The following is a 26,608-nucleotide window of genomic DNA, read 5'->3' on the forward strand; positions in this document are numbered from 1 at the left end:
TTAATCAGATTGAAAGGCTTATGGCAGCTTGTTGAAGCCGTCGCTGAAGCCCTGCAGTTCAACGGGAATACCCACGCCTTCTTCCGGTGTCTGGAACACGATGAAAGTCGCGGCCTTACCCTTGCGCAGTGTGTCGATCAGTGCGTCGTCAAGGATAACTTCCGCATAGCAGCCGTCTTCAAAACAGCGCACGAAATAAGCGCGGCCGATATCTTTGCCGTCCACATTGAGGCCGAGGCCGTTTGGCAGCAAAACGCCGAGTGGTGCAAGCACACGCAGGATACGCGCTTTATTGTCGGCAGTTTTCAGAACAACGACCGAAAGGCCGAGCTCAGGACGGTCAGCAGCGATCACATTCTGGATCAGCGCACATTGTTCGGTCTTGGCACCGGCAGGCTTGTCGCAAAGAATGGACCATGCGCCATGCTGAGAGCGCAAAGTGCCGTTTTTCTGCGATGCACCGGAAGCGGTTGGCTGCGGTGCAGTCTGAGCAAAAGCAGCAGAGGCGGATACAGCCATAAGGCCTGCACCGAGCAGAGCAGCGGCAACTTTACGGCTGACAGAAGAGAAATGGTGCATATTTATGATACCTTTGGCGGCTCGGTAAACATTACATCGGTAAATGCGGCGCGAGCCGTAACTACCCTTTGAAAGCGTATTTAAGAGAGGGCTTTGCGTCATTTCCGGAAACCGGCAAATCAGAAAGCCATGCTTTTTATTCTGTGTACATGGATAATGGCGGAATTTGAACCGGATAAGGTAAAGTTTTAGTATAAATCAGATTGTGAACACCATTCTAAATCCGCATTGCCGAAATTATCGCTATGCCATGCACAGTTTTCAGCATCTTCCCTCCGTTTTAGCACCGTGAATTGCAGGCTGATCTGAAAGAGTGTGCAGCGTTTGAAATCTGCCGTGCTTTTCAGGATATTGCAGCAGCTTTCTACAGGATGCACGGCGCATTGTTTTATCTGTATTTTACTTGATCCAGATCAATGCAAATAAGTCCGGACTATGAATTGATTCTCCGTTCTGAGGCCGGAATAAGGCGTGATCTGCAGATTTGGGCTGTTTTGGCGCGGTTGAGGCAATCAGGAAAACCTTGAGATTTTTCCGGGCAGACAAAATCTGTAAAAGGTCGCGTTGTACCGCTCTCTATTTTCAACCCTTTGATTTTATGTGTTTTTATAGATTGATTTGGAAGGTTTTATATCCGGTAGTTTGCGAGATGAACCGGAAAAGACCCGTGTTTTTGAGTTGTATTACGCGCAAAAATGCCGCACGGGAAAATCTTCGCCTTCCTTGCTTGGTGCTATAATGTGTTGTCAGTACGGTGGGGGAACGGGACATTGGCTGGGGAAGAGCTATGTCCGCGATTAACCGGCAAGGCTATAATCGGGAGAAGATGCTGGTGGATAGGGTTATTGCCACAAATAAAGCCGTTGCAGGTAAGGATTCTGCGATGAAAAAACATATTTTGACCGGCAGCGCGGTTGCATTCGGCGCAGTGTCCGGTCTTTTGGCGTCTGCAGCGGGCGCACTGGCTGACAAGCCGGTTGACTGGCAGCTGAGCTGGCAGGATTCCGCAACAAAAATTGCGGATCAGATACATTGGTTTGAGCGTTATTCGCTGATGTTCATTATTCCGGTAACCGGTCTGGTGATGCTGCTGCTCTTGTGGTGCATCCTGCGCTTCCGTAAAGGCGCAAATCCGGTTGCTTCCAAAACCAGCCATAACACAACGATTGAAGTGATCTGGACACTGGGTCCGGTCATTATTCTGCTGTTTCTGGCCATTCCGTCCTTCCAGCTTCTGACTGCGCAATATTCTCCGGATGAGCCAAAACTGACTGTTAAAGCAACAGGTTATCAGTGGTACTGGGGCTATGAATATCAGACAGAAGAGCCGCTTTCTTTTGATGCGCTTCTGCTGAAAGACGAAGACCGTGCGAGCGCCGGTAAACAGGATCTGGCCGCTTATCCGCGTCTTCTGGCTGTTGATAATGAAGTTGTGGTTCCTGTGGATACGACTGTCCGCTTGCTGGTGACAGCTGCCGATGTGATCCACTCATGGGCAATGCCTGCTTTCGGCGTCAAGATGGATGGTGTTCCGGGACGTAATAACGAAACATGGTTCAAGGCCACCCGTGAAGGGCTCTATTACGGCCAGTGTTCTGAACTATGCGGTAAAGATCATGCTTATATGCCGATTGCTGTGCGCGTTGTCTCACAGGAGCGTTATGATGCATGGCTTGCTGCTGCCCGTACGGATATTTCCGGTGCGAATAAGACGCTGATGGCCGAAATTGAAAATGACAACAAGACCGTGACTGTTGCCGGAAACTGATTATAAGCCTGACGTGAACGGAGTTTTCGTCAGGCTCCTCAGTTTTTACAGGTCACGAACCGCATGGCTGCTTAAAAATCAAATATGATTTAAGACGGAATTCATGTGGTAGTTCAATATTTTAGAATACCTGTTTTGGTTCCCTAAAGGGCATTTGGTATTCGTTCAGAACGGGAGCAATCTTATGGCTGGTACAACAGCTCACGATACCCGAAAGGGAGCCCCTCACGCAGGGGCGGATGCACACCATGACGACCACAAGCCGCGCGGCTGGGTTCGCTGGGTGTATTCGACCAATCACAAGGATATCGGTACACTCTATCTGATCTTTGCGATTATTTCCGGTATCATCGGCGGGGCATTGTCCATCGCTATGCGTGCGGAATTGCAGGAGCCTGGTATCCAGATTTTCCATGGTCTGGCTTCTATGGTCTATGGCGTTGAAGGCGATGCGGCTATGGATGCCGGTAAGCATATGTTCAACGTGTTTACCTCCATGCATGCGCTGATTATGATCTTCTTCATGGTCATGCCTGCGCTGATCGGTGGTTTCGCCAACTGGATGGTTCCGCTGATGATCGGTGCGCCTGATATGGCGTTCCCGCGCATGAACAATATTTCATTCTGGCTGCTGCCTCCGGCATTGCTGCTGCTGCTGATTTCCTTCTTCGTGCCGGGTCCTGCCGGTGGTTGGGGCGCAGGTGGCGGCTGGACGCTGTATCCGCCGCTGTCGACTTCGGGGCAACCTGGACCTGCAGTGGATTTCGCAATTCTGTCGATCCACATTTCCGGTGCGTCGTCCATTCTCGGTGCGATCAACTTCATCACAACCATTCTGAATATGCGTGCGCCGGGCATGACCCTGCATAAAATGCCGCTTTTCGCATGGTCTGTTCTGGTTACAGCCTTCCTGCTGTTGTTGTCGCTGCCGGTTCTGGCCGGTGCGATCACCATGCTGCTGACAGACCGTAACTTTGCGACAGCATTCTTCGCGCCTGAAGGCGGCGGTGACCCGATCCTGTATCAGCATCTGTTCTGGTTCTTCGGTCATCCTGAAGTGTATATTCTGATCCTGCCAGGCTTCGGTATTGTCAGCCACGTGATTTCGACCTTCTCGAAGAAGCCGATTTTCGGTTATCTCGGCATGGCCTATGCGATGGTTGCAATCGGTGTTGTCGGCTTTGTGGTCTGGGCGCACCATATGTATACGGTGGGTCTGTCACTCGATACGCAGCGTTATTTTGTGTTCGCGACCATGGTGATTGCGGTGCCGACCGGTATCAAGATCTTCTCGTGGATTGCCACAATGTGGGGCGGTTCGATTGACTTCCGCACACCGATGATCTGGTCAATCGGCTTCATCTTCATGTTCACCGTTGGTGGTATGACCGGTGTACAGCTGGCCAATGCCGGTCTCGACCGTGCGCTGCATGACACATATTATGTTGTCGCGCATTTCCATTACGTATTGTCGCTGGGTGCCGTATTCGCGATTTTTGCGGGCTGGTATTACTGGTTCCCGAAAATGTTCGGCTACATGTACAATGAAACCATCGGCAAAATTCACTTCTGGCTCACATTTATCGGTGTGAATCTGGTGTTCTTCCCGCAGCATTTCCTCGGTCTTGCCGGTATGCCGCGCCGTTATATCGACTATCCTGATGCCTATACAGGCTGGAACATGGTGTCGTCCTACGGCTCGTATATTTCCGGTTTTGCGGTGCTGGTTTTCCTCTATGGTGTATTTGAGGCTTTTGCGAAAAAGCGTGCCACAAGTGCAAATCCATGGGGTGAGGGTGCAACAACACTGGAATGGCAGCTGTCTTCGCCGCCGCCTTATCACCAGTGGGAACAGCTCCCGCATGTGAAGTAATATTGTTCGGGCGGTGTCAGTGATGCCGCCGCCCGATACAAACGAAAATGCCGGATAGCATGATTTATGCAATTTATAGAGCCGTTCACTTTTAGGCTATTTATGAATTTCCTAAATTATGACGGGTGTACCGTGCGGTGTTTGGGTGTATAGAGGCGCTATTAGCGCTTTATGCACCGCAGGTGCTGCAACAGTCGCGCAAGAAAATGCGGCGTTGCGGGAGAAGCAGTCTCCCCGCAAATAGCTGCTCAGAGTGCGACATTCGTTTTAAGGAATTACCGGATTTGAGATCCGGTATCCGGTTTTGCCGGAATTTTTGAATAAGGACAGATACAGATAATGTCTCTGGTTGAGAAAAATAACATGACAGGTGAAACCGGACAGCCGATGCAGCTGTCGGAAGCGAGCGCGGCTGATTATATCGCGCTGCTGAAACCGCGTGTCATGTCGCTGGTTGTATTTACCGGTTTTGTTGGTCTGATCGTGGCTCCCGGTCATATGAATCCGGTTATGGCTGCGATTGCTATTCTATGTATTGCGATCGGCGGCGGCGCCTCAGGCGCGCTGAATATGTGGTATGATGCTGACATTGACCGCATTATGAAACGCACAAAAAACCGGCCGATCCCTGCCGGCCTGATCCGTGAAGAAACAGTGCTTGCCTATGGTATTACACTGTCTGTCTTTTCCGTGATGACACTTGGCCTGCTTGTCAACTGGCTTGCCGCTGCTTTGCTGGCCTTTACAATTTTCTTCTACAGCGTCGTTTATACAATGTGGCTGAAACGCTCGACACCGCAGAATATTGTTATTGGCGGTGCCGCCGGTGCATTTCCGCCGATGATCGGCTGGGCTTCGGTAACGGGCACAGTTTCGGTTGAAAGTGTTGTTCTGTTTCTGATTATCTTTTTGTGGACGCCGCCGCATTTCTGGGCACTGTCTCTGTTCACATCCGGTGATTATGAAGCGGCAAAAATTCCGATGATGCCGAATGTGCGGGGTGAAAAATCCACACGTTTGCAGATCGTAGTCTATTCACTGATCGTGGCGCCGGTTGGTGTTCTGCCATGGTTCCTCGGCTTCGGCGGCCATGTCTATGGTGTGCTTTCTGCTTTGCTTGGCGCAATCTTCGTATGGCGCGCAGTGCAGCTCTGGATGGCGCCGGAACATGAAACACAAATGCGTGCTGCCCGTGCGCTGTTTAAATTTTCGCTGGTTTATCTGTCCGCTTTGTTCAGCATCTTGCTTGTTGAGGCACTGGTGGCGAAAATATTGCCGGTAATAGGGGGATAATGATGGCGGATAAAGAAGCAAAAACTGAACTCGAACTGATAACGCAGACAGAGAAACAGAAGAAAGCCCAGCGCAGCCGTTCTGTGGCTCTGGCACTGGCCTTAACGGCTTTTGTTCTGATCGTTTATATCGGCACATGGGTTAAACTCGGACCAGGTGTGCTGGTTCGCCCGATGTAATCGGAACTGTCAGCGTTTTAAGTCGCAGGGAGGCGGCATAGGCAATGATACAGAAACCGGAAAATACAGAAACAATGCAGGCGCCTGCAGCAGAAGACGCTGCTGCACAGGCTGCACGTCATCAGCGTTCCAATCGTATTGTTGCTCTGTCCTGTGCCAGTTTCTTCGTTGCCATGATCGGCATGGCCTATGCGGCTGTCCCGCTTTATCAGATGTTTTGTCAGGTTACCGGCTATGGCGGCACAACGCAGCGCGTTGAGCAGATGTCCGATACAATCCTCGATCAGACGGTCAATGTACGCTTTGATGCCAATGTGTCCGGCGGATTGCCATGGGAGTTCAAGCCGGTTCAGCGCGAAGTGACTGTGCGTATCGGTGAAACGACTATCGTTAATTACGAAGCGAAGAATATCTCCGACCGTCCGGCTTCCGGACGCGCGACCTTCAATGTGTCGCCGGATCTCACAGGTTCTTATTTCAACAAGGTTCAGTGCTTCTGCTTTACAGACACAACCCTTGCCGCCGGTGAAACAATGGAAATGCCGGTCATGTTCTTTGTCGATCCGGATATTGTGAAAGAAAAAGACCTTAAAGGGCTGAAGACGATCACCTTGTCTTATACATTTTTCCCGCTGGACAAGGAGCCGGTGAACTCAGCCGCAGCGCCTGCTGTTTTGCAGAAAAATGCTGAAATTAAACCGGTGGTGAAGCCGCAAGGATAGAGATGCCGCGACATCATGTTGCGGTGCGCAAAAAAGCGAACTGCATCAAGAATATGGTCAAGAGGGGCTATGTTCGGAGCGCAAAAACAGACTGCGCCTGCGACATAAAATAAAGAACAGGGTGCTTGTCGGGGGATATCCGGATGCAGCACCGGAAAGATAAACAGAGGAGCCTTGGGGCATAAACCTTAAGGGGGAATGACATGGCAGACACTCATCAGAAGAACCACGACTATCATATTATAGATCCTAGTCCGTGGCCGTTTCTGAGCTCGGTTGGTGCATTTGTTCTGGCCATTGGCGGTATCGCTTATATGCGCTACCTCAATGCAGGCGAACTGCATCTGTTTGGTATCAATTTTGTAACGCCATGGCTGTTCTTTATCGGCATCGCCATCATCCTGTACTGCATGTATGGCTGGTGGTCGGATACGATCCGTGAGGGCAAGGAAGGCCACCATACCCGCGTGGTTTCCATCCATCTGCGCTATGGCATGATTATGTTCATTGCCTCCGAAGTCATGTTCTTCGTGGCATGGTTCTGGGCATTCTTTGATGCCAGCCTGTTCCCGAATGAAGTGCATCAGGTGATGCGTGCAGAATTCACCGGCGGTCAGTGGCCTCCGAAAGGCATGGAAGTTCTCGATCCTCTGCACCTGCCGCTTTATAATACCGTAATTCTGCTGCTCTCCGGCACCACGCTGACATGGGCGCATCATGCGCTGCTGCATAATGACCGCAAAGGACTTGTCTGGGGGCTGGCGCTGACTGTTGTTCTCGGTGTGCTGTTCTCTTTCGTGCAGGCTTATGAATATATTCATGCGCCATTTGCCTTCAAAGATTCCGTTTATGGTGCAACATTCTTCATGGCGACCGGTTTCCATGGTTTCCACGTTATTGTTGGTACGATCTTTCTGGCCGTTTGTCTGATCCGCTCTATTCGCGGTGATTTTACGCCGAAGAACCATTTCGGTCTGGAAGCCGCTGCATGGTACTGGCATTTCGTGGACGTGGTCTGGCTGTTCCTGTTCTTCAGCATTTATGTCTGGGGTTCATGGGGCGCACCGATTGCCGTGCATTAACCGGCATCAGGAATAACGGCATTTTGCCGGAGTTCTGAGCCTGATGGGATAAGGAAAGCGTCGCGGTTTTTGAGAGCTGCGGCGCTTTTTGTTTCTTAGAGCGGCCTGTGCCGGACCTGGCACATAAAGATGGCTCTAACATTTTAAAATTTTGCTCTGGTTTTAAGCGGCGCAACTAGAGCATTTCACAGTCAAGTTGGATCAACTTGACGGCAGTGATAATGCGACAAAAATAAAGAATCTAGAGCGAGCGCTATGATCCAATCTGGACGTAAACCGCTCTAGGCTGCAGCGGAGGTGGAATAATGCATAATGAAGATAGTCTTTATCCGCCGGTAGAGCCAATCAAAGCCGGTATCAAAGGACGCTGCCCGCGCTGCGGACAGGACGCTTTGTTTAATGGTTATCTGAAACTGGCAAAGCGCTGTGAGGTCTGCGAACTGGATTATGGTTTTGCAGATTCCGGTGACGGGCCTGTTGTTTTTGTGCTTCTGCTTGACGGTTTTCTTGTTACGGCTTTGGCGCTCTGGGCTGAGGTGTCTTATCAGCTGCCGCTCTGGCTGCATTTTATCATCTGGATACCGCTGGCAATTCTCATCGGGCTGGTGCTGACGCGCTGGATGAAAGGTATTCTGATAACTTTGCAATATAAGCATAAAGCGGCATCGGGGCAGCTCGACAGGCGGGGGCGCGAATGACTGCCACCGGTAAGACACAGAAGTCCTTTCCATGGATTTTACTGCTCTGCAGCAGCATTGCTTTTGCCATTCTGCTGGGGCTTGGTATCTGGCAGACACAGCGTTTATTCTGGAAAGAACAGCTGATTGCGCAGATTGAAGAAAGGGTGCATTCCGCACCTAAGCCGCTGAGTGACATTGAGGCTGAATTTGCCAAAACCGGTGTTGTTGATTACATGCCGGTGACTTTGCGCGGCACATTTCAGCATGAGCGCGAACAGTATTTTTTCACCACGTTTAAAGGCGCATCCGGTTATGCGGTTTATACGCCGCTGATCCTGAATGACGGGCGGGCTGTTCTGGTTAATCGTGGTTTTGTACCTTATGAAAAGCAAAATCCGGCGACACGTCCGCAAGGACAGATCGCGAGTGAAGTGACTGTTACGGGGCTTGCCCGTGATCCGCTGATTGCCAAACCGTCCTCCTATCTGCCGGACAATGAACCGGCCAAAAAACTTTATTACTGGAAAGACTGGGGCGCGATGATGGAAAATAGCGGCCTTGCTCAGGATCATGATTTTGTCGGGTTCTTTGTGGATGCGGATGCTACAGCCAATGCCGGTGGCTTGCCGCAGGGCGGGATAACCATTCTCGAGCAACCGAATAATCATCTGCAATATGCGGGCACATGGTTCGGGCTGGCTGCCGTTTTGCTGGTTGTCACCTTTATCTATATTTTCCGTCAGCGTCGCAGCGGGGATGCGCAATAGCTGTTGACATTGCGCGATGCGAAGCCCAATTGCTAAAGCTGGATATGTTTTACAGCGCATTGATGATCTATGGTCGCAATGTTGCTTTGAAGACAGGATAATCAGAGTTCAATGACCGATAAGCCTAAGCTGACCATCCGCCTGTGCGGTCCACGTGGATTTTGCGCCGGTGTTGATCGCGCTATTCAGATCGTTGTGCTGGCGCTGAAGAAATACGGCGCTCCGGTCTATGTGCGTCATGAGATTGTTCACAACCGTTATGTGGTTGAAGGCCTGCAGGCGCGCGGTGCGATCTTCGTGGAAGAGCTTGATGAAATTCCGATGGAACACCGCGATCAGCCGGTGGTATTTTCCGCTCATGGTGTGCCAAAATCAGTGCCGGAAGATGCGGATGCGAAAAACCTGTTCTATCTGGATGCAACCTGTCCGCTGGTTTCCAAAGTTCATAAACAGGCGATGCGCCATCAGCGTCTTGGCCGGCATGTTATTCTGATCGGCCATTCCGGTCATCCGGAAGTGATCGGCACAATGGGGCAACTGCCGGAAGGTACGGTTTCTTTGATCGAGACTGTAGCAGATGCCGAGGCCTACCAGCCGGAAGATCCTGAAAATCTCGGCTTTGTAACGCAAACAACGCTGTCGGTTGATGATACTGCGGGTATTATCGCCAAGCTTCAGGAACGGTTTCCGCAGCTGACAGCGCCTGCCGCTGAATCCATCTGCTATGCCACAACCAATCGTCAGGAAGCGGTGAAAGAAGCGGCTCCCGGCTGTGATCTGTTTCTGATTGTAGGTGCGCCGAACTCTTCAAATTCCAAACGTCTGGTGGAAGTAGCCGAGCGTTCCGGTGCCCGTCATTCTCTGCTTGTGCAGCGTGCGGAAGAGATCGACTGGGATAATCTGGGCGAGCTTTCTGTGCTGGGAATTTCGGCAGGGGCATCCGCACCGGAAATTATCGTTGATGAGATCATTGATGCGTTTTCGCAGCGTTTTGATGTCACAATTGATCTGGCGATCACCACCGTTGAAACCGAGAACTTCCTTGTCAATCGTCAGATCCGCGATGTGGAACTGACGGCTCAGGACATGGCGTTTGTGAACGGCAATCACTGAAATAAAGAATAATCTGCCGCGATTTTCGCAGGGGACGGCAGGGGGAGACCAGCATGGCTGTCTATACGGATATTAATGAAATTGAACTGGCAGCCTATCTGGAAAATTACAACATAGGTACTTTGCTGTCTTTCAAAGGCATTGCTGAAGGTGTTGAGAACTCCAATTTCCTGCTGCGCACGACTGAAGGCACATTCATTCTGACCCTTTATGAGAAGCGCGTGGATCGTGATGATCTGCCATTCTTCATAAAGCTGATGCAGCATCTGGCGGTCAACGGGATTGAGTGCCCGCAGCCGGTGGTGCAAAAAAACGGTGAGGCGATTGGTGAATTGGCTGGCCGTCCGTCGGCAATTGTCACCTTCCTTGAAGGCATGTGGTTGCGTAAACCTGCAGCGGAACATTGCTATGCTCTGGGTGTGGCAATGGCGCAGATGCATCTTGCTGGTCAGAATTTTGCGATGGAACGCGAAAACAGTCTGACACTTAAGGACTGGCGCCCGCTTTGGGAAAAATGCATGGCAGATGCTGATGCCGTTGAAGCCGGTTTGCGTGCCCAGACAGAAGCAGATCTGGCTTATCTGGAGCAGAACTGGCCGTCGGATCTGCCGCGCGGTGTGATCCATGCCGATCTGTTTCCGGATAATGTGTTTTTCATTGGTCCGAACCTGTCAGGCATTATCGACTTTTATTTTGCCTGCACGGATATGCTGGCCTATGATCTGGCAATCTGCCTCAATGCATGGTGCTTCGAGCGTGATTTTTCCTATAATCTGACTAAAGGCACAGCTTTGCTGCGCGGTTATAATTCGGTACGCCCGCTGAACTCCGCAGAGCGTGAGGCCTTACCTGCGCTGTGCCGCGGCGCTGCCTTGCGCTTTATGCTGACGCGGCTTTATGACTGGATCAATGTGCCTGCGGACAGTTTTGTGACGAAAAAAGACCCGATGGAATATTTGCGTCGTATGCGTTTTCATCGCGAAGTGCGCTCAGCCAGCGAATATGGCCAGTAAGCAACAGCAAGTTACTGTGCTGAATAGCCGTGAACTGCCTTATAAATAAATGTGAGAAAGCCGCTTGAAGACGATTACAGCCTATACGGATGGTGCCTGTTCAGGAAATCCGGGTCCCGGGGGATGGGGGGCTATACTGGAATATAACGGACACCGCAGAGAGCTGAATGGTGGTGAGCCGGATACGACCAATAACCGGATGGAGCTGATGGCTGCAATTTCCGCATTGCAGGCGCTGAAAGAACCGTGTCAGGTCGATCTCTATACAGACTCGGTTTATGTGCGCGACGGCATTTCCAAATGGATCGAAGGCTGGAAGCGCAATGGCTGGAAAACAGCGGCCAAGGCTCCGGTTAAAAATGCCGAGCTTTGGCAGGAGCTGGACACAGCCCGCAAAAACCATAAGGTGACATGGCATTGGGTTAAAGGCCATGCGGGTCATCCTGAGAATGAACGTGCCGATGAACTCGCCCGTGAAGGTATGGCACCATATAAAAAGCGCTGATATTTGTATGCTTTATAATTTGTGTGCAGAGGTGCTGATCTGTAGCGCAACCATAAAAAAAGCCCGCTTTGAAGCGGGCTTTTTCTTGTTCTGTTTAAAGAAATCAGAGCTTTTCGAGCATCGCTTCTGCGGAAGAAACTGTGGCAACACCCGGATTTTCTTCAATGTCGAGGCTCTTTACAACGCCATCTTCGATCAGCGCTGAATAGCGCTTGGAGCGCACGCCAAGACCGCCGCCGGACAGGTCGATATCAAGACCGGCAGCTTTAGTGAATGCGCCGATACCGTCGGAAAGATAGACGATCTTGCCTTCGCCTTCGGTGGCTTTTGCCCATGCGCCCATGACATGCACGTCATTGACGGAAACAACGGCAACAGTGTCCACGCCTTTAGCGATCAGCGCGTCGTAATTCGCCAGATAGCCCGGCAGATGGTTCAGTGTGCAGGTCGGGGTGAAAGCGCCCGGTACTGCAAAGAGAACGACTTTCTTACCCTGAAAAACGTCATCTGTGGTGACGTCTTTAACGCCGTCAGCAGTTTTGGTTTTGAAGCTTGCTGCTGGCAGTTTATCGCCGATCTGAATGGCCATTGTCTGTTCTCCTTCATACAGATTATGAGTAACGGATATTGGCATTATACATAGCCTCTGACCGGATTTTACGGAAGCGCTATTTCTTGAAAATTCTGACAGGCAGGCATGTAATTTTTCTCATTCAGGCAGAATATTTCGCTTTTAATATGAATTTTCTAAAATACTGATTTTAAGTAATGCGCTGAAATGGCTGAAAAAATACAAGACGGATTTTTGCACTTCAAAAAACTTCGATAAATGTGACTTGGCTCATGTAAGTGTTGTGTTATGCTGATTATTCACTATGCCGTGAATGAATAAAACAGACGCATAATCATCCGAAGCGAACGGCAAAAATTACCCATTTATCTTCATCAATCCTGTTGCATTGAAATTGAAAGAGGCGTGTGGTGAACAACGGTTTTCTCAACGGACAATTTCTGCTTGCAATGCCCGGTATGACGGATGAGCGTTTTGCCCGTTCGGTCATTTATATTTGTGCGCATTCAGAGCAGGGGACGATGGGTTTCATCATTAACCAGCTCCAGCCGCTTGAGTTTCCCGACCTCTTGATCCGTCTTGGTATTATTACGCAGGCGCAGAGTATTTTACTGCCCGAAAAAGCCCGCTCGCTGATGGTGCGCCGTGGCGGCCCTGTTGAAACAGGACGGGGCTTTGTGCTGCACAGTGATGATTTTATGGTCGGTACCAGTATTCCCGTCACCGATGATATCTGTATGACCGCGACCATGGATATTCTCCATGCCATATCGGATGGTATCGGGCCGGATAAAACACTGATGGCGCTTGGCTATGCCGGTTGGGATGCAGGGCAGATTGAACGTGAAATTGCGAGTAATGACTGGCTGATCTGCCCGCCGACCACAGATTTGCTTTTTGATACGGATATTCTCGGCAAATATGATCGCGTCATGGCGCAGATGGGCGTCGATCCTGCACGCCTCGTTGTGCAGGCCGGACATGCTTGAATTAAAGCTTTACGCATAAAAAAACACCGCCTCGGCAGGAGAGGCGGTGTTTTTTATTTTTGACGAATAATGCTTATTCTACTGTCTGACCATTGAGAAGGCGGGCTGCATTTTCAGCAGTCATCGGTTGGCCGAACAGGAAGCTCTGGACATATTCACAGCCCATTTCACGCAATTGCATGGCGTCCTGTTCGCTTTCAACACCTTCTGCAACAACTTTGAGTTCCAGATCCTGCGCCATGCGAATGATGGAGCGCAGCAGCGTCGCTTTCTGCGGCTTGTCACCTTTGACGAATGAGCGGTCGATCTTAATCATGTCGATCGGGAAGCGTGTCAGATAGGCAAGCGATGAATAGCCGGTGCCGAAATCATCCAGTGACAGGCCGACACCCATAGATTTCAGCTCGTTCAGCATATGTGCTGATTGTTCCGGATTTTCCATCAGCACGGATTCTGTCAGTTCCAGTTTGAGCGTGCCTTTGGTCACATGTGTACGGGATAGGATCGCACGGACATCGCTCAGCAAATCCTGACGGATCAGCTGGGTGCTGGACAGATTGACGGAGACAAACAGGTTCGGACGCGACAGGTTTTCCTGCCAGTTGAACAGGTCATTGGCCGATTGCTGCATGGCAAACAGACCGAGCGGCACGATAAGGCCTGAATTTTCGGCAATCGGAATAAATTCAGATGGCGAGATCGGCCCGCGGCGCGGATGTTCCCAGCGCATCAGTGCTTCAAAACCGGCAATAGTGCCGTCCTGCAAATTCACAATCGGCTGATAGGCAATTGTGATTTCCTTGCGCTCAATAGCGCGGCGCAGATCGGATTCCAGCTGCAGCTTGTCGCTGCCAATTGCGCGGAAGGATGGGCGGAACGGCTCAATACGGTCGCCGCCAAAACGCTTGGCCTGATACATGGCCAGTTCCGCATCTTTTATCATATCTTCCGCATTGGCGGCATTGGCCGTCCATGTCAGAAGGCCGACCGATGCTGTCAGCACAATCTCGCGCTTGGCATAGGAAATCGGCGCGCGGATGGCCTGACGCAGCGCTTCCGCAAAGGCTGCAACCTTTGCCGGATCAGATTCAGACGCGAGGATCAGGCCGAACTGGTCGGAAGACAGTCTTGAAAGCGTATCCTGCGGCTTCATCAGCCGGAACAGGCGGCGCGAGATCGTTAGCAGGATTGTGTCACCGGCTGACATGCCGAGGCTGTCATTGACCTGTTTGAACCGGTCGATATCAATGACGAAAACAGTCGGTTTGAGCCTGCTCTCATTATAGGACATGCTCATGACATTGGCGAGGCGGTCGAGGAACAGTTCGCGGTTCGGCAGGCCGGTAAGATTGTCATGCACGGCATCATGCAGCAGGCGTTCTTCTGCCTTTTTCTGCTCGGTCACATTATGCAGCGTGCCGACGCAGCGCACAATTTCACCATCCGAACCGATAACCGGACGCGCGCGCAGATGATACCAGTGATAGTGACCGTCATTGGCACGCAGGCGGAAAGTCTGATGAATACGGCCGCGTCGGTTTTCCAGAATTGCATCCAGCGTGGTGCGGAAACGGTCACGGTCATCACCATGCATCACCGGCAGCCAGTTGCGCACTGGGCCGAGAAGGCTGGCCGCAGCCGTGCCGAGATAGGTGGAAATATCAGGCGTTGTCACCACGCGGTCGCGTGGCACATCCCAGTCCCAGACAATATCGCCGGAACCGATAACCGCCAGCGCCTGCCGCTCCATATCGGAGAACAGACCGACACGCAGCACGCCGCCCGCAAAAGCATGTTGCATCACGGTGAAACCGATCAGCAGAACGATCAGCACAAGACCACCGCCAAGTGCGGGTTGCACGATATCATTGTCCAGACGGCCGGAAACGGCCAGCCATGCGCCGGTCATCCATATGGCAATCAGCAGCCATGTGGGGATCAGCATAATCGCGCGGTCATAGCTGCGCAAAGCCAGAATGCCGATAATGACGATGCCGCAAATAACAGTCAGCGCAAAAGAGATACGGGCGATACCGGCAGCAATCGGCGGATCAAAAATCGCCACACCGCTCAGCATCATCAGGCCGAGAACCCATGCCACAGCACCATAGGAAAAATGGTCGTGCCAGCGGTTGAGGTTGAGATAGGTGAACAGGAAAATCAGGAAACTGGCAGCCAGTGCCACTTCCGTGCCCGCCCGCCACATCTGCTCATTGCCGGGAGTAATGGCGATCAGCTTGTTCCAGAAGCCGAAATCCACGCAGATATAGGCCAGAACCGCCCATGCCAGTGCTGCAGCAGCAGGAAACAGTGATGTTCCGCGCACGACGAAAAGAATGGTCAGAAACAGCGCCAGCAGGCCGGAAATACCGAGCAGAATACCGCGATAGAGCGTGTAGGAGTTGATTGTATCTTTATAGGCATCCGGCTCCCACAGATAAAGCTGCGGCAGGTTAGGGGAGGCCATTTCCGCAACCAGTGTAATCACCGAGCCCGGATTGATGGTAATCAGAAACACATCCGCATCAGGACTGACCTGACGGTCAAGGGCAAAGCCCTCACTCGGCGTGATGGAGGAGATGCGCTGCGAACCCAGATCCGGCCATACAAAGCCTGATTTCACAAGGCGGTAATGCGGGGCAACAATAAGGCGGTCAATCTGCTCATCAGTCGGATTGGCAATAGCAAAAGCTGCCCAGTTACCGCTGGAGCGTTTGTCCTTGTCGGCCTGCACTTCAATGCGTCGCACAATGCCGTCGGCACCGGGAGCAGTGGATACCTGCACAGTATCGCCCTGATTATGCATGATCTGCACAGCGCGGGTGAGGTCGAGAGCAGTGTCTTCTTTGGAAATTTTGATCGGCTCAACTGCGGATGCAGGAACCGTGATCTGCAATAATGCTGCGATAAAGGCAAACACACAGAAAAACGTTTTCAATCGGTTCTGAAAGTTTTCTGTCACTATCTTTACCTTTTTGTCTTGGTATCAGGTGCTTTGCGCTTAACGGTCAGACGGCTGTTGTTTTAACAGAAAGACCTCTGCGCTGCTCTTCTCCCTCAATCAGGCTGTAGAGGAGATGATCCTGCCACAGGCCGTTAATCTTGAGATAGGAGCGCAATGTGCCTTCCAGTAAAAATCCGGCTTTTTCAAGAAGCCTGACCGAACGCAGATTAGACGGAATACAGGCAGCTTCAAGTCTGTGCAACCGCAGTTCACTGAATGCGAAGGGGATAACCAGTTTCAAAGCGTCGAACATATAGCCTTGGCCTGCATGAGGTGCGCCGCACCAGTATCCGATCTGTCCGGATTGGGCGACACCGCGCCGGATATTACCGAGGGTGATTCCCCCCAGCAAAACATTGTCGGACCTGCGGAATAAAAACAGCGACCATGCATTTCCGCTGCGTGCCTCTTCGCTGTAATGGCGCAGCCGCAGCCGGAAACTCGATTTTTCCAGCTCATCATCCCGCCATACCGGCTCCCATGGGGTCAGAAAAGCACGGCTTTTTTCGCGCAGATTTGCCCATTGGCGGTAATCAGACCATTGCGGCTCACGCAAAAACAGACGCTCCCCCTTCAGATACACAGACGGTGTTTTGCTGAAGGGAAAGCTGATCATGATACCCAGCCTGTTAAGTTAAACTGCCAGTGCCGGACGCTTATTCGCGGCGAAGCCGCGCAACGTGCCGTGAATATCGTCATAGCCCATCATCTGGCTGACAGGGCCGACAGCGGCAATGGTCGGTTTGCTGTCGAGGAACATGCGACCGGAAAGATCTGTCAGACGTTCCGGCGTAATCAGGCTCAGACGTTCCAGCAGTTCTTCATTCGGTACCGGACGACCATAGAGCAGCATCTGGCGGGCAATCTGACCTGCTCGGCTTGCTGCACTTTCCTGCGACATCAGCAGACCGGCGCGATATTGCGCACGGGCGCGGTCAACTTCCTGAATATTGATATTACTCGATGCTTCATAAAGCTCGTTGAGAACAACCGGCACCAGTTCCTCAAGGTTTTCACGTCCGGTTGCCGCATGAATGCCGAACAGGCCGGTATCGGAAAAGCCCCAATGGAAGGCATAGACAGAATAGCACAGGCCGCGCTTTTCACGCACCTGCTGGAACAGGCGGGAAGACATGCCGCCGCCAAGAACCGTTGCCAGAAGCTGTGAGGCATAGAAATCGCGCACATGGTAAGCGCGGCCTTCAAAGCCGATCAGCACCTGCGCATCCATCAGGTCACGTTCTTCGCGGTAATCACCGCCGACATAGGACGCTTTCACCGGCGCTGCAGCCTGTGTCGTTGCGCGGAAACCGCCGAGACGGCTTTCCACTTCGCGTACAAACGAGGCGTGGTCAACGGCACCGGCAGCGACAACAACCATACGGTCGGCGCTATATTGTTCATTGATATAATTACGCAGATCACCCGGAGTGAAGGACTGCACCGTTTCCGGTGTGCCGAGAATGGAGCGTCCGATCTGCTGGTTCAGATAGGATGTTTCAGAAAAACGATCGAAAACAATGTCATCGGGCGTATCATAGGCCGCGCCGATTTCCTGCATGATGACGTTTTTCTCGCGTTCCAGCTCATCTTCATCGAATTTTGAGCTGGTGAGAATGTCGGCCAGAATATCAATCGCCAGGGGCAAATCGTTGCGCAGAACGCGGGCATAATAAGAGGTGGTTTCAACGCTGGTTGCGGCATTGATCTCACCGCCGACATTTTCAATATCGGCTGCAATCTGCCATGCACTGCGGTTTTCTGTGCCTTTGAAAGCCATATGCTCGAGAAAATGCGCAATGCCGTGGCGGTTATGCGCTTCATTGCGGGAGCCTGCCTTGACCCAGATACCTAATGCCACGCTTTCAATCAGCGGCATGGTTTCGGTGGCAATTGTCAGTCCGTTGGACAGAACGCTAACTTCTACACCCATTCTAGGCATACTCCCCTGAGTATTTTAACCGTCAGCTTCTTTGAGTCTGACGGGCATGGCAATGCGACAAAGAAAGAACGTGACCGTTCCGGAAGAGCTCGTCTGCCCCTGTTGTTTTATCAGGTGACATATAGGGGCAGAGCGAAATCTATGCAAATTTGCTGCCATAATACAACATATGGCTGCAGCAGAACCTTGATTATTTTGCTGCTCGCGAGTGGCTGCGGATATGATCTTCCACCACTTTCAGGTCATTTTGAAGACGCGTGAAATGTTCTTTACGCTCCATCAGATCACTGAGCCATACAGGCAGAGCCGGAGAAACACCGCAGGCATCTTTCACCGCATCCGGGAATTTGGCCGGATGGGCGGTTGCCAGCACCACCATCGGTGAGGCTGTATCTGCGTGTTCGCGCGCAACTTTAACGCCGATAGCCGAATGCGGGTCAAGCAGATAGCCGTCCTGTTTCAGCACTGAGTCAATGGTTGCAGCGGTTTCCGCAACGGTTGAACGACCGGCAGCAAATTGCTCACGGATGGTTTTGAGCGGTGCATCGGCAATAGTGAATTCACCGGACTGGCCGAGGCTGCGCATCAACCCGCGAATAGCTGCCGCATCACGATCATAGGATTCAAACAGCAGACGCTCGAAATTCGAGGAAATCTGGATATCCATGGACGGAGAAGAGGTCTGTTCCACACCGCGCATTGCATAGGAGCCGGTGGCAACAGTGCGTGACAGGATATCATTGTCATTGGTGGCAATGATCAGACGGTCAATCGGCAGTCCCATTTTTTTGGCGACAAAGCCCGCAAAAATATCGCCGAAATTACCGGTCGGCACAGTGAAGGACACTTTGCGATCCGGTGCGCCGAGGCTGATTGCTGATGTGAAATAATAAACGATCTGCGGCATGATACGTGCCCAGTTGATCGAATTCACACCGGAGAGAGAAAGCGTGTCACGGAAGTTCAGATCATTGAACATGCCTTTGACGAGGTTCTGACAATCGTCAAAATTACCGTCGATCGACAGAGCATGAACATTGCTGGCTGCAGATGAGGTCATCTGGCGCTGCTGCACAGGTGACACACGGCCATGCGGGAACAGGATGAAAATATCGGTATTGTCGCGACCGGCAAAAGCTTCAATCGCCGCGCCGCCGGTATCGCCGGAAGTTGCGCCGACAATGGTTGCGCGCTGTCCGCGCTGTGCCAGCGTATAATCCATCATGCGCGACAGCAGCTGCATTGCCACATCTTTAAAGGCGAGAGTCGGGCCGTGGAAAAGCTCCAGCACAAATTCATTCGCACCGGTTTGCACCAGCGGGCAGACGGCATCATGGCGGAATGAGCCATAAGATTCGCGCACCATTTTTTCAAATTCGGCGTCCGGAATCTCTCCATTCACAAAAGGAGTGAGGACTGCGAGGGCGATTTCCACATAGGATTTACCGCGTAGCTTGCGGATGTCATCTGAGGAAAATTGCGGATAGGTTTCCGGCAGATAGAGACCGCCGTCCCGCGCCAAACCCGCCAAAAGTGCATCAGAAAAGCCCAAAACCGGCGCTTCGCCACGGGTGCTGATATATTTCATAAGATTTCAGGCCTCATTCAGTCAATGCAATTCTGTGCCGGTTTTGAGCCGGTTTCGGTCAAGTTTGCGGTGTTTTCCTGTCATATCTCTTGTGACTGACGCAAGCATCGGTGGATAGAGCTTGCCCTGTTCACAAAAAACGTGAAAATATTATCTCATAATGCATGTTAAGCGCCTTGCGTCCATATGGATATGTCAAAGACGCAGCAGGATTTGGGTATAAAGCGCATTCCAAAAAGTGTGAAACGGTTTTTGGATAAAATGCGCGATGGTGAAGAATTTACGCATCAGACAAAGAGTGGAACTTTTCGTGAGATGCGGGAAACAAGACAACAGAACAGTTACGGCGCGTTGCCGGAGCGGTTCGCAAACAGGTTCAATATTCAGGAAGACCGGTTTATGCAGAAATCTACCTTCGGACGTTTAAATCCTCTTTCATTGCGGTTTACCCGTTTGGGTGGAGCTGCATTGCTTGGTTTGTTGGTTGCCGGTTGCTCAACCAGCGGCAATCAGCAGGGCGCTGTTTCCACATCCGGTGAGCAGCGTGTGACACAGGCGGATTTGCAGGCCTATTGCCCGCGCATCAGCCTGCGTGAGGGAACGTCATTCTTCAGCACTTATGAAAAGGGCGGAGACGGTGACAGCAGCCGTGTGGTTTATCAGGCTTCGATCAGCGATGTGACCCGCGATTGCCGTCGGGATAATGGTACGCTGACAATTACTGTTGCAGCCGCAGGCCGCGTTGTACCGGGGCCGAAATTCCGCAACGGCACAATCAATATGCCGATCCGCGTTGTGGTGATGGAAGGCGATAAAGTAATCTCCACAAAACTGCATAAACAGGCAGTTGCGATGAATAATTCCCAGTCGGCAACACAGTTCCTGTTTGCGGGAACGCCGGTGAGCGTGCCTGAAGCATCGTCACGTCAGGTGCAGATCTTTATTGGTTTTGATGAAGGCCCGAACAAGGGTTAATCTGAAGTCACGACAGTTAAAAATGCCGTATTCCCGATAAGGAATGCGGCATTTTTTATTGTACCGAAGCACAATGCTGTCCGGTGATACTGTTAAAAGCAGCTAGAGCATGTCGCAGCGAAATGGACACATTGAGCGTTCGCGAACATGCGACCAGAATAAAATCTAGAGCGAGTGCCATGAATACACCTGGCGGGATATGCTCTAACTCTTTGTGTTGACGCGTATCTTATCCGATCGAAGCGGGATAAGAAAACAGTCCGGTGGACTGTTTTCCCCGCGAAGGCGCTTCGCACTTTTCGGGATACGCTCTGGCAGATGCTGTATTCTGTCTGGTATTTGCCAAGTGTCTAAAATTAGTGCATAAATTATTTACTATAGGTTCATATTGCCGTGGGTTTTGCAGGTCGGACAATCTGAAAGCTTCTTACGGTAAATAAAACTTTTATCTGAAAAATATTATTTAATATCAATTATTTGCGAATTTTTTGTCAGTGATTTGTCCGGTTTTCGGATGTGCTTACGGGAAAATACCGCCTGTTCATCGTTAAAGCGATGAAAGAATGAAACTATTTGTAATCTCTAACGTTTAGACTGCTGGCATGATGACAGTATATGAACTCATTCAGGAACCAACCGACACCTGGGCCATTTTTGAAATGGATTCCGGTGAACCGGTTATGATTGAAGGCCGTCCGATGATTGGTCTCAGCGAGACAGAAGCACAGCAGATTTATGCTGCACTGACTGCTCCCGTGAAAGACGCGAAGAAATCAGCGGCCTGATCATCACGATATAAAAAAGGGCGTGCTTGTGGCACGCCCTTTTTATTACATTTCTCAGGGAGGCTATCAGAAGCCTTCATCCCATTCTGCCATGGCTTCAATCACGGCAGGCAGATCGCGGTGACGGTTGATAACTGTTTCCGCACCGGCTTCAGTCAGCTTGTCTGCATGACCCGGATAGGTGTGGGCACCGCCGGTAAAGCCGATGACCCGCATGCCCGCAGCGCGTGCCGCATGGATGCCATGGCTTGAATCTTCAATCACAAAACACTGTTTCGGATCAGCATTAAATTGCTGAGCCGCGTAGGTATAAACATTCGGCGCAGGCTTCGGCTCTTTATTGCCAACCTCACGCGACGCATAAATATGCGGGGCAAATGCATCATACAGCGTTGAACGCTTAAGCATCAGTTCCAGAGAGTCCGAATTGGAGTTGGAGCAGATAGCTTTCGGATATTGAAGCTGGCTGACCACATCCTCAATACCGTCTACAGTGAGCAGTTCCTTGGTAATCCGCTCTTTCATGATTTTGCGTGATTTTTCAATCAGCGAAGCGGAGATCGGAATGGAAGATTCCCGTTCAATTTCCATCAGAATGCTTGGCCATGTCAGACCGGCAAAACGCTCGGCAATTTCTTCCGGTGAAATCGGATAACCGGCATCGGTGAGAAGCTCGGATTCGACCTGTGCGGCAATATACTCGGAATCGACCAGAACACCGTCACAGTCGAAGAGGATCAGCTGGGGTTTTGACATGAAAAATCCGTAAATGTTCAGAAGCTGCAAAAGCCGCAACAGGGCTCGCAACAAAAGGAGAGGGAGGACGGGCACTGTTTACACTTAAAACGATTGAGGGTCAAAATGATAAAAGAAATTGCCGGCTCTTCTGTGTTTTATCGGCAAGGCAAATCAGCGGGCAAAATCGGGTGATTTGCGGCGTCTTATTTTAAGCTTTGGAACCGCAATTTCGCCAAGTGTTAAAAATTATTAAGCATTTACAGTGGTTTGTGAGTGCTATTTTGCGTTGATTTTAAAGAAATTTGACGATTTTCGCGCCTGATAACGCTTTTTAACAATTCGATTAACCCCATGTTTACCCTGTTCGGTAACCATAAGGACAGTAAAGCGTTCCTATGTTTAGCGAGTATCACATGTCCGTTGTTCGTCTTGTGAAAGATCTGCCAGAAGCTGCACCGCGCTCGGTCTGGCTCGATACAATTCTTAAGGGTGACTGCGTAGCTGCGCTCGATCGTTTGCCGGATCATTCGGTGGATGTGATCTTTGCTGATCCCCCTTACAATCTTCAGCTTGAAGGTGCTCTGCACCGTCCGGATCAGACCAAGGTCAATGCAGTTGATGACCATTGGGATCAGTTCGACAGTTTTCAGGCTTATGATGCCTTTACCCGTGCATGGCTGTTGGCCTGCCGCCGTGTGCTGAAGCCAAACGGCACCATCTGGGTTATCGGCTCATACCACAATATTTTCCGCGTCGGCGCATCGCTGCAGGATCTGGGCTTCTGGATGCTCAACGATATTATCTGGCGCAAAACCAATCCGATGCCGAATTTCCGCGGCCGTCGTTTCCAGAATGCACATGAAACGCTGATCTGGGCATCCCGAGATCAGAAGAGCAAAGGCTATACGTTTAACTACGAAGCCATGAAGGCCGCCAATGATGATGTGCAGATGCGCTCTGACTGGCTGTTTCCGATTTGCACCGGCGGCGAGCGTCTGAAAGACGATAATGGCGATAAGGTTCATCCGACCCAGAAACCGGAAGCATTGCTTGCCCGTATTCTGATGTCTTCATCGAAGCCTGGTGATGTGATCCTCGATCCGTTCTTTGGTTCCGGCACCACCGGTGCAGTTGCCAAGCGTCTCGGCCGTCATTTTGTCGGTATTGAGCGTGAACAGTCTTACATTGATGCGGCAACCAAGCGTATCGAAGCTGTTGAGCCATTGGGCAAAACCGAACTGAAAGTCATGACCGGCAAGCGTGCTGAACCGCGTGTAGCCTTTGTCAGCGTGATTGAAGCCGGTCTGCTGCGTCCGGGTACAGTTCTGTGTGATGCCAAACGTCGTCATGCAGCGATTGTTCGTGCAGACGGTACTCTGTCTGCCAACGGCGATGCCGGTTCTATTCACCGTATGGGTGCCAAGGTACAGGGCTTTGATGCCTGCAATGGCTGGACATTCTGGCATTATGAAGAAAATGGCGTGTTGAAGCCGATTGATGCGCTGCGCGCTGAAATCCGTGTGAATATGGCTCAAGCCGGTTCATAAAATGAACGGCAGAATACCGGCACTCGATACTAGTATTTTCTACAGCATTTTGCGCTGGTTTGATGTGTTAAGCACAGGCCACGCATAATTATCGGACTGACCTCCAGAGATGTCTGAGCCTTAAAGCGCCGGTGTTGAGCCGGCGCTTTTTTTGTGGACTGCTTCAGGAAGTTTTACGGCAGAGCCAGACAGTGAGATGACCGCAATGCGGGTCATTTTCCACATATTGCACAACATCAAAACCGCTCTCGGATAAAAGACTGCGGTATTCTTCCGGTGCGAGGCTGGAGTGATAAAGCGGCTGACCTTCAAAAGTGCCCATTGTTTCACCATTTGAAGTGCCGCTGGTAAACATCAGCACTGCATTCTCTGTAGCGAGTGTTGCAAAGCGGGGAAACATCCGGCGCTGATCATCACGCTGCAAGTGAAAGAAACTGTTCCATGCGAGTATGCCGTCAAATTTCTGCGGGAGAGATAGCTCACGCATATCTGCGACCAGCCATTGCTGTTGAGAGAAGCGGGTGCGGCAAATGTCTATCAGGCTGGCAGAACTGTCGATGCCGGTCAGCTGAAAGCCTGAGCGGATCAGATGACCGGCTATAGGCTCGCCCGCTCCGCAACCAATATCCAGAACAGAGCCTTGATGGGGTAACAGACCGGTAAAGCGTGCCAGCCATTCCGCTTCCATCAGGCCTTTTGCAGCATTGCCACGCCGGATATCATCCCATTTCTGCGCATGCGTTTCATATAGCGGAATAATATTATCTGCGTCTTTGGACATAGCATTTTTCCGGTTGTTTATTTGAAAGTGTCGGGCAGGGCGGCGCTGATGGCTTTCTTCATCACTGTTGGCAGCGCTTCTTTTTCGAGATTATCCTGAGCAACCCACCAGCCATTATTGCTTGGCGGCATGGTTGAGACATCCGTTTTATAAACGCTGAGGCGTAATTCAAAATGAGTGAAAATATGAGTGATGGTGCCGCTTGGCTGCCAGTTTGCAGCAATTGGTGCCGGATCAGTACTGGTCAATCGTGCAATATGCTCAGGAGAGGCCGCTTCATCTGCCGCGATCCATTCGCTGTTCGGTATTTCGCTCATACCGGCAAGCAGGCCTTTGTCGGGGCGTTTTCGCAAGTAAACATCGCCTTGCGGTGAGAGAATGATAAAAGCCGCACCATAGCGGACAGGACGTGCCTTTTTCGGTGCTTTGACAGGATAAAGCTCCGGCTCACCTTCCAATAAGGCTGCACAATTATCATTGAGCGGGCAGAGAATGCAGGCCGGCTTCTTAGGTGTGCAGATTGTAGCGCCGAGATCCATCATCGCCTGCGCAAAATCACCGGGGCGGGTTTGCGGGGTCAGTTGCTCTGTAAATTTGCGAATTTCAGTCTTGGCCTGAGGCATCATGGTTTTGATCGCAAACAGGCGGCTCACTACGCGCTCGACATTACCATCGACAACCGCAGCCGGAATATCGAAGGCAATGGCAGCAATGGCGGCCGATGTGTAGTCGCCGATGCCCGGCAATTGTTTGAGACCTTCCACACTCGCCGGAAACTGCCCTTTATGCTGAGAGGCTACCATATCAGCGCATTTCTTCAGGTTGCGGGCTCGGGAATAATAACCAAGTCCCGCCCAGCCACGCAGCACATCATCTTCGGTGGCATCGGCAAGTGCCTGCACATCCGGCCACAAACTGGTAAATTTGAGGAAATAAGCTTTAACCGCTTCAACCGTCGTTTGTTGCAGCATGACTTCCGACAACCAGATGCGGTAAGGATCAGGACGCACACCTTGTTTGTGCTCAACGGGCGTTACGCGCCATGGCAAAATACGGTGATGACGATCATACCATGCCAGCAGCTTTTGCGCAGGAGCATCATCTCCCGACACGGCAAGAAACATCGTCGGACTGTTATCGGGGGAGGCTTGGAGGCGCTTTTTCGTCATATTTTGTCAATAAATGATCTGCTTTCGGAATGCACCGGAAATTATTTTTAGCTTGTGCTTACAATGTGAAATCGTTTTCATTATGCAGCGGATAGTTTGACTGTCGTCATATTGCTGAGTACCACAATTTTATAAACCTTATTTTGTTGATGGAATAATATCCGAAAGGCTTGATATTGCAGAACAAACAAAGCTTTCCGGTCTATGTTCTCAATCTTGACCGCTCAAAAGACCGTTGGGATTCGCTGCTTGCACATGCGCAGGAATCCGGCATTGCGCTTCAGCGCGTGCCGGCAATTGACGGTAAATTGCTCGCAGAAGCGGATAAACGCCATTTTGATGATGCGGCTTTCCGACGCGATCACGGGAAGATTGCCTCCTCTGCGGAAATCGGCTGCTATTTCAGTCACATGAAGGCTCTGGAAATGATCGCGGCAGGCGATGCGCCAGCCGGTGTGATTATTGAAGATGATATCCGGTTTTCTGAAGAATTTGTTCCGGTTGTTGAAGCTGCAGCAGATTTGCAGGGCTGGGACGTCATCAAGCTGATCCATAACCGTCTTGTAGGGTTCCGTCCGGTTGAAAATCTCACAAATGATGTGGCGATCGGGCGTGTTACCCACGGGCCGCTTGGTAATGCCGGAGCCTATATTGTTTCAAAAGAGGGGGCTGCAAAAGTGCTTAAGGCACTGCAAGTGATGCATCTTCCTTATGATGTGGCACTGGAGCGCGGCTGGGCGGGTTCGTATAATTTCTTCACCGCCAGCAGGGCTGTGGTGAGCAATGCCAATGAAAGCGCTTCAACAATATCCGAGGATATCAAAACCTATTCGCGGGCAAAATTACCGGCCCATAAACGGATCGGTACATTATTCTTTCGTATGAAAGACTATTTGCAAAGACTGTTTTACAGTTTCCAAAAAACAAATATCCGGCAACGGTGAT

25 protein-coding genes are annotated in these 26,608 nt (G+C 51.1%); 16 read left to right on the forward strand and 9 right to left on the reverse strand.

The genetic code is table 11. The annotated features are described in order from the left end of the window. Window positions 1–18 precede the first annotated feature (18 nt). A complete protein-coding gene (locus LDL70_RS03625; RefSeq protein WP_022711683.1) occupies window positions 19–579 on the reverse strand; it encodes an invasion associated locus B family protein in 561 nt (186 codons plus the stop codon). An 883-nt stretch (window positions 580–1,462) separates the two neighbouring features. Between LDL70_RS03625 and coxB the strand changes: the two genes are divergently transcribed. The 11 genes from coxB to rnhA all read left to right on the forward strand — a co-directional run bounded on the left by coxB (window position 1,463) and on the right by rnhA (window position 11,574). Further along, a complete protein-coding gene (coxB, locus tag LDL70_RS03630; RefSeq protein ID WP_370637801.1) occupies window positions 1,463–2,347 on the forward strand; it encodes a cytochrome c oxidase subunit II in 885 nt (294 codons plus the stop codon). Window positions 2,348–2,531: 184 nt separating this feature from the next. Next, window positions 2,532–4,220 carry a cytochrome c oxidase subunit I gene (ctaD, locus tag LDL70_RS03635; RefSeq protein WP_225687206.1) on the forward strand — a complete coding sequence of 563 codons (1,689 nt, stop codon included), beginning with the start codon at window positions 2,532–2,534 and terminating at the stop codon, window positions 4,218–4,220. 339 nt (window positions 4,221–4,559) lie between these two features. Then, window positions 4,560–5,513 (forward strand): heme o synthase, encoded by a 954-nt coding sequence (locus tag LDL70_RS03640; RefSeq protein WP_220159256.1) that lies wholly within the window; start codon window positions 4,560–4,562, stop codon window positions 5,511–5,513. Further along, a complete protein-coding gene (locus LDL70_RS03645) occupies window positions 5,513–5,692 on the forward strand; it encodes a hypothetical protein (RefSeq protein ID WP_022711679.1) in 180 nt (59 codons plus the stop codon). Before LDL70_RS03640 ends, LDL70_RS03645 begins: the two co-directional genes overlap by 1 nt. A 74-nt stretch (window positions 5,693–5,766) precedes the next feature. After that, complete coding sequence (locus LDL70_RS03650; protein ID WP_151158938.1) at window positions 5,767–6,414, forward strand: cytochrome c oxidase assembly protein; 648 nt, start codon at window positions 5,767–5,769, stop codon at window positions 6,412–6,414. A 203-nt stretch (window positions 6,415–6,617) separates the two neighbouring features. After that, on the forward strand, window positions 6,618–7,496 hold the full coding sequence (locus LDL70_RS03655) for a cytochrome c oxidase subunit 3 (protein ID WP_022711677.1): 879 nt from the start codon (window positions 6,618–6,620) through the stop codon (window positions 7,494–7,496). Window positions 7,497–7,801: 305 nt separating this feature from the next. After that, window positions 7,802–8,194, forward strand: coding sequence for a DUF983 domain-containing protein (locus LDL70_RS03660; RefSeq protein WP_225687208.1), 393 nt, complete (start codon window positions 7,802–7,804; stop codon window positions 8,192–8,194). After that, window positions 8,191–8,943 (forward strand): SURF1 family protein, encoded by a 753-nt coding sequence (locus LDL70_RS03665; protein WP_225687210.1) that lies wholly within the window; start codon window positions 8,191–8,193, stop codon window positions 8,941–8,943. The genes LDL70_RS03660 and LDL70_RS03665 overlap by 4 nt, the downstream gene beginning before the upstream one ends. A gap of 111 nt (window positions 8,944–9,054) precedes the next feature. Continuing rightward, a complete protein-coding gene (ispH, locus tag LDL70_RS03670) occupies window positions 9,055–10,056 on the forward strand; it encodes a 4-hydroxy-3-methylbut-2-enyl diphosphate reductase (RefSeq protein ID WP_022711674.1) in 1,002 nt (333 codons plus the stop codon). A gap of 53 nt (window positions 10,057–10,109) precedes the next feature. Beyond that, entirely contained in the window at window positions 10,110–11,069 is a 960-nt protein-coding gene (locus tag LDL70_RS03675; protein ID WP_225687212.1) for a homoserine kinase, read from the forward strand. A 64-nt stretch (window positions 11,070–11,133) separates the two neighbouring features. Beyond that, on the forward strand, window positions 11,134–11,574 hold the full coding sequence (gene rnhA, locus LDL70_RS03680) for a ribonuclease HI (protein ID WP_225687222.1): 441 nt from the start codon (window positions 11,134–11,136) through the stop codon (window positions 11,572–11,574). A 103-nt stretch (window positions 11,575–11,677) separates the two neighbouring features. Here the strand turns inward: rnhA and LDL70_RS03685 are convergent, their stop codons facing one another. Then, on the reverse strand, window positions 11,678–12,163 hold the full coding sequence (locus tag LDL70_RS03685; protein ID WP_075654487.1) for a peroxiredoxin: 486 nt from the start codon (window positions 12,161–12,163) through the stop codon (window positions 11,678–11,680). A gap of 389 nt (window positions 12,164–12,552) precedes the next feature. Between LDL70_RS03685 and LDL70_RS03690 the strand changes: the two genes are divergently transcribed. Continuing rightward, a complete protein-coding gene (locus LDL70_RS03690; RefSeq protein ID WP_075654488.1) occupies window positions 12,553–13,134 on the forward strand; it encodes a YqgE/AlgH family protein in 582 nt (193 codons plus the stop codon). A 73-nt stretch (window positions 13,135–13,207) separates the two neighbouring features. On the opposite strand, the gene LDL70_RS03695 is transcribed toward LDL70_RS03690, so the two are convergent. From LDL70_RS03695 to thrC, 4 genes are all read right to left on the reverse strand, one after another. After that, window positions 13,208–16,072, reverse strand: coding sequence for an EAL domain-containing protein (locus LDL70_RS03695; RefSeq protein WP_170265213.1), 2,865 nt, complete (start codon window positions 16,070–16,072; stop codon window positions 13,208–13,210). A 70-nt stretch (window positions 16,073–16,142) separates the two neighbouring features. Next, window positions 16,143–16,754 carry a GNAT family N-acetyltransferase gene (locus LDL70_RS03700; protein WP_075654489.1) on the reverse strand — a complete coding sequence of 204 codons (612 nt, stop codon included), beginning with the start codon at window positions 16,752–16,754 and terminating at the stop codon, window positions 16,143–16,145. Window positions 16,755–16,772: 18 nt separating this feature from the next. Further along, complete coding sequence (locus tag LDL70_RS03705; protein WP_022711667.1) at window positions 16,773–18,071, reverse strand: pitrilysin family protein; 1,299 nt, start codon at window positions 18,069–18,071, stop codon at window positions 16,773–16,775. A gap of 199 nt (window positions 18,072–18,270) precedes the next feature. Then, window positions 18,271–19,668, reverse strand: coding sequence for a threonine synthase (gene thrC / locus LDL70_RS03710; protein WP_225687233.1), 1,398 nt, complete (start codon window positions 19,666–19,668; stop codon window positions 18,271–18,273). A 399-nt stretch (window positions 19,669–20,067) separates the two neighbouring features. On the opposite strand from thrC, the gene LDL70_RS03715 reads away from it, so the two are divergent. Together LDL70_RS03715 and LDL70_RS03720 are read left to right on the forward strand one after the other, a co-directional pair. Further along, the gene (locus LDL70_RS03715) at window positions 20,068–20,643 is read left to right on the forward strand and encodes a hypothetical protein (protein ID WP_225687251.1); all 576 of its coding nucleotides are present in this window, start codon (window positions 20,068–20,070) and stop codon (window positions 20,641–20,643) included. A 602-nt stretch (window positions 20,644–21,245) separates the two neighbouring features. Beyond that, entirely contained in the window at window positions 21,246–21,428 is a 183-nt protein-coding gene (locus LDL70_RS03720) for a hypothetical protein (protein WP_075654492.1), read from the forward strand. Between the two features lie 66 nt (window positions 21,429–21,494). On the opposite strand, the gene LDL70_RS03725 is transcribed toward LDL70_RS03720, so the two are convergent. Next, window positions 21,495–22,184: an HAD family phosphatase gene (locus LDL70_RS03725; protein WP_075654493.1), complete on the reverse strand. Its 690-nt coding sequence runs from the start codon at window positions 22,182–22,184 to the stop codon at window positions 21,495–21,497. A gap of 395 nt (window positions 22,185–22,579) precedes the next feature. Between LDL70_RS03725 and LDL70_RS03730 the strand changes: the two genes are divergently transcribed. Beyond that, window positions 22,580–23,713 carry a site-specific DNA-methyltransferase gene (locus LDL70_RS03730; protein ID WP_022711662.1) on the forward strand — a complete coding sequence of 378 codons (1,134 nt, stop codon included), beginning with the start codon at window positions 22,580–22,582 and terminating at the stop codon, window positions 23,711–23,713. A gap of 163 nt (window positions 23,714–23,876) precedes the next feature. Here the strand turns inward: LDL70_RS03730 and LDL70_RS03735 are convergent, their stop codons facing one another. Beyond that, window positions 23,877–24,494: a class I SAM-dependent methyltransferase gene (locus LDL70_RS03735; protein ID WP_225687253.1), complete on the reverse strand. Its 618-nt coding sequence runs from the start codon at window positions 24,492–24,494 to the stop codon at window positions 23,877–23,879. Window positions 24,495–24,511: 17 nt separating this feature from the next. After that, window positions 24,512–25,618, reverse strand: a complete 1,107-nt coding sequence (mutY, locus tag LDL70_RS03740; protein ID WP_225688363.1) for an A/G-specific adenine glycosylase — start codon at window positions 25,616–25,618, stop codon at window positions 24,512–24,514. Between the two features lie 221 nt (window positions 25,619–25,839). Here mutY and LDL70_RS03745 point away from each other — a divergent pair, with 221 nt between their 5' ends. Next, window positions 25,840–26,607: a glycosyltransferase family 25 protein gene (locus LDL70_RS03745; protein WP_225687255.1), complete on the forward strand. Its 768-nt coding sequence runs from the start codon at window positions 25,840–25,842 to the stop codon at window positions 26,605–26,607. The last annotated feature ends 1 nt before the right edge of the window (window position 26,608 follow it).

Origin of the sequence: Pseudochrobactrum sp. XF203 (assembly GCF_020341615.1) — a bacterium.
Lineage (GTDB): Bacteria > Pseudomonadota > Alphaproteobacteria > Rhizobiales > Rhizobiaceae > Pseudochrobactrum > Pseudochrobactrum saccharolyticum.

Excerpts from the sequence above, each read along its gene's own strand:
- LDL70_RS03685 (WP_075654487.1), bottom strand. The coding sequence starts at position 12,163 with ATGGCCATTCAGATCGGCGATAAACTGCCAGCAGCAAGCTTCAAAACC.
- ctaD (WP_225687206.1), top strand. The coding sequence starts at position 2,532 with ATGGCTGGTACAACAGCTCACGATACCCGAAAGGGAGCCCCTCACGCA.
- ispH (WP_022711674.1), top strand. The coding sequence starts at position 9,055 with ATGACCGATAAGCCTAAGCTGACCATCCGCCTGTGCGGTCCACGTGGA.
- thrC (WP_225687233.1), bottom strand. The coding sequence starts at position 19,668 with ATGAAATATATCAGCACCCGTGGCGAAGCGCCGGTTTTGGGCTTTTCT.
- LDL70_RS03705 (WP_022711667.1), bottom strand. The coding sequence starts at position 18,071 with ATGGGTGTAGAAGTTAGCGTTCTGTCCAACGGACTGACAATTGCCACC.
- LDL70_RS03715 (WP_225687251.1), top strand. The coding sequence starts at position 20,068 with ATGCAGAAATCTACCTTCGGACGTTTAAATCCTCTTTCATTGCGGTTT.
- LDL70_RS03645 (WP_022711679.1), top strand. The coding sequence starts at position 5,513 with ATGATGGCGGATAAAGAAGCAAAAACTGAACTCGAACTGATAACGCAG.
- LDL70_RS03720 (WP_075654492.1), top strand. The coding sequence starts at position 21,246 with ATGATGACAGTATATGAACTCATTCAGGAACCAACCGACACCTGGGCC.
- coxB (WP_370637801.1), top strand. The coding sequence starts at position 1,463 with ATGAAAAAACATATTTTGACCGGCAGCGCGGTTGCATTCGGCGCAGTG.
- LDL70_RS03735 (WP_225687253.1), bottom strand. The coding sequence starts at position 24,494 with ATGTCCAAAGACGCAGATAATATTATTCCGCTATATGAAACGCATGCG.
- LDL70_RS03625 (WP_022711683.1), bottom strand. The coding sequence starts at position 579 with ATGCACCATTTCTCTTCTGTCAGCCGTAAAGTTGCCGCTGCTCTGCTC.
- LDL70_RS03655 (WP_022711677.1), top strand. The coding sequence starts at position 6,618 with ATGGCAGACACTCATCAGAAGAACCACGACTATCATATTATAGATCCT.
- LDL70_RS03700 (WP_075654489.1), bottom strand. The coding sequence starts at position 16,754 with ATGATCAGCTTTCCCTTCAGCAAAACACCGTCTGTGTATCTGAAGGGG.
- LDL70_RS03665 (WP_225687210.1), top strand. The coding sequence starts at position 8,191 with ATGACTGCCACCGGTAAGACACAGAAGTCCTTTCCATGGATTTTACTG.
- LDL70_RS03725 (WP_075654493.1), bottom strand. The coding sequence starts at position 22,184 with ATGTCAAAACCCCAGCTGATCCTCTTCGACTGTGACGGTGTTCTGGTC.
- LDL70_RS03650 (WP_151158938.1), top strand. The coding sequence starts at position 5,767 with ATGCAGGCGCCTGCAGCAGAAGACGCTGCTGCACAGGCTGCACGTCAT.
- LDL70_RS03640 (WP_220159256.1), top strand. The coding sequence starts at position 4,560 with ATGTCTCTGGTTGAGAAAAATAACATGACAGGTGAAACCGGACAGCCG.
- LDL70_RS03660 (WP_225687208.1), top strand. The coding sequence starts at position 7,802 with ATGCATAATGAAGATAGTCTTTATCCGCCGGTAGAGCCAATCAAAGCC.
- mutY (WP_225688363.1), bottom strand. The coding sequence starts at position 25,618 with ATGTTTCTTGCCGTGTCGGGAGATGATGCTCCTGCGCAAAAGCTGCTG.
- LDL70_RS03730 (WP_022711662.1), top strand. The coding sequence starts at position 22,580 with ATGTCCGTTGTTCGTCTTGTGAAAGATCTGCCAGAAGCTGCACCGCGC.
- LDL70_RS03675 (WP_225687212.1), top strand. The coding sequence starts at position 10,110 with ATGGCTGTCTATACGGATATTAATGAAATTGAACTGGCAGCCTATCTG.